Annotated in this window: 1 protein-coding gene; it reads left to right on the forward strand. The window is 67.4% G+C overall.

Annotated features, from left to right (window positions below):
- The first annotated feature begins 141 nt into the window (after window positions 1-141).
- Window positions 142-1401 (forward strand): IS256 family transposase, encoded by a 1260-nt coding sequence (locus ABHR75_RS09890; RefSeq protein ID WP_430392728.1) that lies wholly within the window; start codon window positions 142-144, stop codon window positions 1399-1401.
- Window positions 1402-1472: the final 71 nt, after the last annotated feature.

Consider the following 1472-nt stretch of genomic DNA (forward strand, 5'->3'; position numbering starts at 1 on the left):
GATCGCGTCGGAAATGTTGGTGTAAGCGCGCCGACGGCTGACCGCCAAACGCAAGCGGCCCCTGTCCTAGAATCTGGAATTGCTACATAACACAGGTTCTGGGAAAGGACAGGGACCGCTATGGAGATATTAGCAGACGCGATGCCGGATAAGGCCGCCATCCCGAGGTCGACCGACGGGATGGTCGACATCCAGTCGCTGCTCAGGCTGCTCGCCGAGCAGGTGGTCAACGCCATCATGGACGAGGAGGCCGACCAGCTCTGCGGCGATGGGGCCAACAGCAGGAACGGCTACCGCAACCGCACGCTCGAGACGTGCGTGGGCACGCTCAACCTGAGAATCCCCAAGCTCAGGACGGGTAGCTTCTTCCCCGAGGACGTCCTCGAGCGCTACCAGCGCGTCGACCGCGCGCTCGTCGCGGCGGTGGCCGAGATGTACGCCACCGGCACCAGCACCAGGAAGGTACAGAGGATAGCCGGGAAGATGGGCATCGAGAGGCTCGGCAGGGACCGCGTGAGCGCGATCGCCGCGACCCTCGACGCCGAGATAGCCGACCTCGCGGAGGGGCCGCTCGATGCGCGCGCGATACCCTACATCTGGCTCGACGCGACCTACGTCAAGTGCCGCCGCGGGGGCCGCGTGGCTTCGACCGCGGTGGTCACGGCGATAGGCTGCGACGAGTCCGGCTGGAGGCGGGTGCTGGGGGTGTCCGTGGTGGACACGGAGTCCTACGAATCGTGGCTCGGTTTCCTGCGGAAGCTGCGCGACCGCGGCGCGACCGGCACCGAGCTCGTCGTATCCGATGCCCACGGGGGCCTGGTCAGGGCCATAGGCGAGGTCTTCCAGGGGGCGGCCTGGCAGCGATGCGCCGTGCACCTGATGCGCGACTGCATGCGCGAGGCCGGCTCCTGGCAGCTGAGGCGCCGCGTGGGGCGCATCGTCTCGTCGGTCTTCCGCGCCGGGGACGCCGCCACCGCCGTGGCCATGTACCACGCGGCGTGCGAGATGCTGGAGGGGTGCTGCCCGAGGGCGGCGAGGGTGCTCGAGGAGGCGGAGCCCGACGCGCTCGCGTACCTGGACTTCCCGCCGTCGCACTGGAAGCGCCTGCGCACCAACAACGTGCAGGAGCGCGCCAACAGGGAAATCAAGCGCCGCTCGCGCGTGGTGCAGGTCTTCCCGTCGGAGAGTTCGCTGCTCAGGCTCGTGGGCGCCGTCATGTGCGACCAGGCCGAGACATGGTCCGGCTCGCGCTACTTCTCGGAGAGGAAGATGGCCGAGATGCATGACGCCGCGTTCAGAATGGGTGCCGCGGGCGAGCACGACTGGGCGGAGCTGGAGAAGGCGGCCAGGAAGATGCTCGAATCCAGCCTGGAACTTGCCGACAGCGTGGAGGCGGCCTAGGATATCAACTGATTCCGGATATCGGACACAGGGGCCGCAAGGGCCCTTACACCAACTTTCTCGACACTACC

Origin of the sequence: Collinsella aerofaciens (assembly GCF_039752955.1) — a bacterium.
In the GTDB taxonomy this organism is placed as follows: domain Bacteria; phylum Actinomycetota; class Coriobacteriia; order Coriobacteriales; family Coriobacteriaceae; genus Collinsella; species Collinsella aerofaciens_BI.